This is a genomic window from Paracoccus sp. DMF (assembly GCF_004407025.1).
GTDB classification, from domain to species: Bacteria; Pseudomonadota; Alphaproteobacteria; order Rhodobacterales; family Rhodobacteraceae; genus Paracoccus; species Paracoccus aminovorans_B.
The window spans coordinates 1-5,402 of sequence record NZ_SOKV02000087.1; the positions used below are offsets into that span (position 1 = coordinate 1).

Below are 5,402 nucleotides of genomic sequence, written 5' to 3' on the forward strand. Positions count from 1 at the left end.
AAAAGAGGGGTTCGACTCCCCTACGGGCTGCCAGCTTTCCTCGCATCGCCGCCGCGCAGCCCCCGGGACACATCCATAGGTAATACTACGAATAGCAAGCGGCGGCCGGTGGCTGTAGCTTGATCATGCTTTTAGTACGAAGCTCTTGAGACCCGCTTCCGCAGTGCGCATAACCCACCGCTGCGGAATACCAGACAGCCTCGCTCCCTTGGGGAGCGGGGCTTTTTCATGTTCAGCCCTCGCGCACGCGCCGCATCAGCCAGGCGGCCAGGCCCGAGCAGACCAGCGTCGCCAGCAGCATCGGCCGCACCGTGCCGTCGTAGAGCAGCCCGATCGGCGCCGCGATCACCACCGCCCCCAGCGTCGAGACCGCCCCCACGACCGAGGCCGCCATGCCCGCGACATGGCCCATGCGCTGCAAAGCCATGGCGTTGAGATTGCCGAAGGTCACGCCGGCCATGAAGAACACGCTGACCGCCCAGAAGAAGAAGGCCGGAAAGCGCAGCGCCTGCGGCAGCAGGTCGCCAAAGACCAGCACCATCATCACCGCCGAGACCACGACCTGCATCCAATAGGCCATGGTCACGATGCGCCGCATCCCCAGCCGCACCACGTAGCGCGCGTTCAGCACCGTGCCGCTGCCCGAGAGCAGCGCCATGCCAGCGAACCACAGCGGGAAATCGTCGCCCTTGCCATAGGTCTGCACGAAAAGCTGCTGCGCCGAGCTCAGCAGCGCGAACATCTGGCCGAAGCCCAGCGTCATCACCAGCGTCACCAGCTGCACCTGCCGGTCGCAAAGCACCTCGCGCGCGGCCGAGGCAAGGCTGCGCAGGCTCAGCGCCCGCCGCGCGGCGGGTGGCAGGGTCTCGGGCCGGCGCAGGTGCAGCCAGCCGCCGCCGAGGGCTGCCATGACCACGAAGGAGCCGAAGACGCCGCGCCAGCCGACCAGATGGATGACAATCGCCCCGATCGAGGGCGCCACGGCCGGCACCAGGATGAAGATCATCATCACGAAGCTGGTGATCCGCGCCATCTCGCGGCCCTGGTAGAGGTCGCGCACCATGGCCAGCGCCACGATGCGCGGCGCGGCGGCACCCAGGCCCTGCACGAAGCGCGCCACCAGCAGCAGTTCCAGCGAATCGGCAAAGATCGCCGCCACGGCGGCCAGCGCATAGAGCAGGAAGCCGGCCAGGATCACCGGCTTGCGCCCCAGCGCGTCCGACAGCGGCCCGCCGACCAGCAGCCCCAGCCCCAGACCGCCCATGAAGGCGGTCAGCACCAGCTGCGCCCGGTTGACGTTATCCGGGGTCAGCTCGGCCGCGATCTCGGGCAGCGCCGGCAGCATCGAGTCGATGGAAAAGGCGATGACGGCAAAGATCAGCGCCAGCATGGCGATGAATTCCGGCAGCGGCTGGCTGCGCGACGGGGGGAATTGGGGATCGGGCATGATGTCTTCCATGGCTGCGCCCCCCGCGCCTATCGTCGCAGGCGCCGCGGTTCAAGGCCGCGCGGTTGCACGCCGCCGCGACTGGGCTATATCTGGCGCATGACCGCATCGCTCAACCTGATGAAGCTCTGTGTCGGCTGCGACGACCCGGCCGAGCTTGCGCAATGGCAGCAGCACCGCTTTCAGGGCGGCCCGGCGCGCCATGTCACCCGCATGTGGCCCAAGCGCGAGGCCGAGCTGCTGGACGGCGGCTCGATCTACTGGGTGTTCAAGGGGGTGATGCAGGCGCGCCAGCGCATCCTGCGCCTCGACGAGATCAAGGGCGAGGACGGCATCCGCCGCTGCGCCCTGATCCTCGACCCGCAGCTGCTGCGCGTGGCCGCGGTGCCGCGCCGGCCGTTCCAGGGTTGGCGCTATCTCGCCGCGAAGGATGCGCCCCCGGACCTGCCGCCGGGCCGCGCGGACGAGCCCGGCCTGCCGGAGGACATCGCCCGGGCGCTGGCCGACATGGGCCTGCGCTAGGCGGATCAGCGCCTTACGCCGGAGCGGGTTTGGTTCCCGGATCGCGCAGGGAAAAACCCGGGAACCTTGGCTCTGGCGGCATGGTTGTCCCCTCGTAACGCCAACGGATCCGGCGCAGGCCGGACCAGCGAAGGAGTGCGAGATGAACTGGGATATCGTCGAAGGCAAATGGAACCAGCTCAAGGGCAGCGTCAAGGAGCAATGGGGCGACCTGACCGATGACGAGCTGACCGAAGTCGCCGGCAAGAAGGACAAGCTGGCCGGCAAGCTGCAAGAGAAATACGGCTGGACCAAGGAAGAGGCCGACAACCAGCTGAACGACTTCTTCCGCGACAAGACCTGAGCCTTCCCTCCTCCCGGAAGCATGGACCCCCGGCTGACCGCCGGGGGTTTTCATGTCGTGAGGGATGCGAACGAAATGCGAACCATTCAGCCATTGAACCCGGCCGTCCAGCTTCTTATCTTGTCAGCCAGCAGGGGGCGCAGACTGCCTGTTCCAGGGGTTGCGCCACTTGGCGAGAAAGGACTGATTCCATGAACGAATTCGCCCAAACCACCCATCCGGTCCTGCCCTTGCGGGATATCGTGGTGTTTCCGCACATGGTCGTGCCGCTGTTCGTCGGGCGCGAAAAGTCGGTGCGCGCGCTGGAAGCCGTGATGGAACAGGACCGCCCGATCCTTCTGGCGGCACAGAAGGACGCCGCAGTCGACGAGCCCGCGCCGGAGGGCATCTATCGCACCGGCGTGCTGGCCAATGTGCTGCAACTGCTCAAGCTGCCCGACGGCACCGTCAAGGTGCTGGTCGAGGGCCGCGAGCGCGTGCGCATCACCGATTTCGTGCCGAACGAGAATTTCTTCGAGGCCCATTGCGAGAGCCTCGTCGAAGAGCCCGGCGATTCCGACACGCTGACCGCCCTGACCCGAGCCGTAGCGGAAGAGTTTGAACGCTATGTGAAGGTGCGCAAGAACATTCCCGAGGAAGTCGTCTCGGCCGTGGCCGAGGCGCGCGATCCCGCGCGGCTGGCCGATCTGGTCAGCGGCCACCTAGGCATTGCGCTGGACCGCAAGCAGGACCTGCTGGAGACCCTGGTCACCGCCGAGCGGCTGGAAAAGGTCTATGGCCTGATGCAGGGCGAGATGTCCGTGCTGCAGGTCGAGAAGAAGATCAAGTCGCGCGTCAAGACCCAGATGGAGAAGACCCAGCGCGAATACTATCTGAATGAGCAGATGAAGGCCATTCAGAAGGAGCTGGGCGACGGCGAGGATGGCGGCAACGAACTGACCGAGCTGGAAGAACGCATCAACGCCACCAAGTTCAGCAAGGAGGCCCGCGAAAAGGCCGAGGCCGAGCTGAAGAAGCTGAAGTCGATGTCGCCGATGTCGGCCGAGGCCACGGTCTCGCGCAATTACCTCGACTGGCTGCTGGCCCTGCCCTGGGGCGTGAAGTCGCGCACCCGCAAGGACCTGGCCAAGGCCGAGCAGATGCTGGACGCCGATCACTACGGGCTGGAAAAGGTCAAGGAACGCATCGTCGAATATCTGGCGGTGCAGAACCGTTCGGCCAAGCTGAAGGGTCCGATCCTGTGCCTCGTCGGCCCTCCGGGCGTTGGCAAGACCTCGCTGGGCCGGTCCGTGGCCAAGGCGACGGGTCGCGAATTCATCCGCATTTCGCTGGGCGGCGTGCGAGACGAGAGCGAGATCCGCGGCCACCGCCGGACCTATATCGGCTCGATGCCCGGCAAGATCATCCAGGCGCTGAAGAAAGCCAAGACCACCAACCCGCTGATCCTGCTCGACGAAATCGACAAGATGGGCCAGGATTTCCGCGGCGACCCGGCCTCGGCCATGCTGGAGGTGCTGGATCCCGAACAGAACGCGACCTTCGTGGACCACTATCTGGAAGTGGAATACGACCTGTCGAACGTGATGTTCGTGACCACGGCCAACAGCTACAACATGCCCGGGCCCCTGCTCGACCGGATGGAGATCATCTCTCTGGCCGGCTATACCGAGGACGAAAAGCGCGAGATCGCGCGCCAGCACCTGCTGCCCAAGCAGATCGCGGCGAACGGGTTGCGCAAGGGTGAATTCTCGGTCTCGGACGAGGCGCTGACCCATGTGATCCGCTATTACACCCGCGAGGCGGGCGTGCGGTCGCTGGAGCGGGAGATCGCGAAACTGGCCCGCAAGGCCGTGACCGAGATTCTGAAGGGCCAGGTGAAATCCGTCGCCGTGACGCCTGAAAAGGCCGAGGAATACCTGGGCGTACGCCGCCACCGCTATGGCCTGGCCGAAAAGGACGACCAGGTCGGCGTGGTGACGGGCCTAGCCTGGACCCAGGTCGGCGGCGATCTGTTGCAGATCGAGGCGCTGAAACTGCCGGGCAAGGGCCGGATGAAGACGACCGGGAAACTGGGCGAGGTGATGAAGGAATCGATCGACGCGGCGGCGAGCTATGTGCGCTCGATCGCGCCCCAGATCGGGGTGAAGCCGCCGAAGTTCGACGCCATCGACATCCACGTCCACGTCCCGGACGGCGCGACGCCCAAGGACGGCCCTTCGGCCGGCCTGGCGATGGTAACCTCCATCGTCTCGGTGCTGACGCAGATCCCGGTGCGCAAGGACATCGCCATGACCGGCGAGGTTTCGCTGCGGGGCAATGCCATGGCCATCGGCGGCTTGAAGGAAAAGCTGCTGGCGGCCTTGCGGGGCGGCATCAAGACGGTGCTGATCCCGGCCGATAACGAAAAGGATCTGGCCGACATCCCGGCCAACGTCAAGGAAGGGCTGAAGATCATCCCGGTCAGCCACGTGCGCGAGGTGCTGAAACAGGCCCTGGTGCGCCAGCCCGAGCCCGTGGAATGGGACGAGGCCGCCGAGGAGGCGGCCGCCGCCAGCCGGCTCGCCGCCCATGACCAGGAAGGCGGCGCTGCCGTCGCCCACTGACGACCAGGCCGCGCGGCATCCCGCGCGGCCTTTTTTTCTAGACCGCGACGCCGAAAGGGGTGCTTCATGGCACTGTCAGAGCGAAAACCGCGCGTCGGAGAGAAGGCCGAGCCGGAAACAGCCAAGGTCTTGCAAAAGCGGGAGCTTCTGTCTCTGGTCGGTCATCGCACCGGCTTGCGTCAGAACGAGATCAAGACCATCGTCGAGGCCACCCTGGCCGAGCTTGGCGAGGCTATCGCCGCGGGCATGACCCTGGCGCTTCCGCCGCTGGGCCGCGCCCGGATCAGCCGGCGCACGGATGGCACGGGCGGCGAGGTCATTACCCTGCGCCTGCGTCGCCGGTCTTCGTGACGGGTTGCCGCGCGACTTTTTTTCCTGCGAAGCCTCTTGCGGCTGTCGTCGACTGCGGCTATCTAGCCCGCACCGGGCGATTAGCTCAGCGGTAGAGCGCTTCGTTCACATCGAAGATGTCAGCGGTTCAAATCCG

General features: G+C 65.9%; 5 protein-coding genes. 4 read left to right on the plus strand and 1 reads right to left on the minus strand.

From position 1 onward, the window contains the following. Positions 1-232 precede the first annotated feature (232 nt). Positions 233-1,447, minus strand: coding sequence for a multidrug effflux MFS transporter (locus E3D03_RS19930; protein WP_263568400.1), 1,215 nt, complete (start codon positions 1,445-1,447; stop codon positions 233-235). A 99-nt stretch (positions 1,448-1,546) separates the two neighbouring features. Between E3D03_RS19930 and E3D03_RS19935 the strand changes: the two genes are divergently transcribed. The 4 genes from E3D03_RS19935 to E3D03_RS19950 all read left to right on the plus strand — a co-directional run bounded on the left by E3D03_RS19935 (position 1,547) and on the right by E3D03_RS19950 (position 5,266). Next, the gene (locus E3D03_RS19935) at positions 1,547-1,969 is read left to right on the plus strand and encodes a DUF1489 family protein (protein ID WP_263568401.1); all 423 of its coding nucleotides are present in this window, start codon (positions 1,547-1,549) and stop codon (positions 1,967-1,969) included. A 142-nt stretch (positions 1,970-2,111) separates the two neighbouring features. Beyond that, entirely contained in the window at positions 2,112-2,312 is a 201-nt protein-coding gene (locus tag E3D03_RS19940; RefSeq protein ID WP_062560816.1) for a CsbD family protein, read from the plus strand. 191 nt (positions 2,313-2,503) lie between these two features. Further along, positions 2,504-4,915, plus strand: coding sequence for an endopeptidase La (gene lon, locus E3D03_RS19945; RefSeq protein WP_263568402.1), 2,412 nt, complete (start codon positions 2,504-2,506; stop codon positions 4,913-4,915). A gap of 66 nt (positions 4,916-4,981) precedes the next feature. Continuing rightward, on the plus strand, positions 4,982-5,266 hold the full coding sequence (locus E3D03_RS19950; RefSeq protein WP_263568403.1) for an HU family DNA-binding protein: 285 nt from the start codon (positions 4,982-4,984) through the stop codon (positions 5,264-5,266). Positions 5,267-5,402 lie beyond the last annotated feature (136 nt).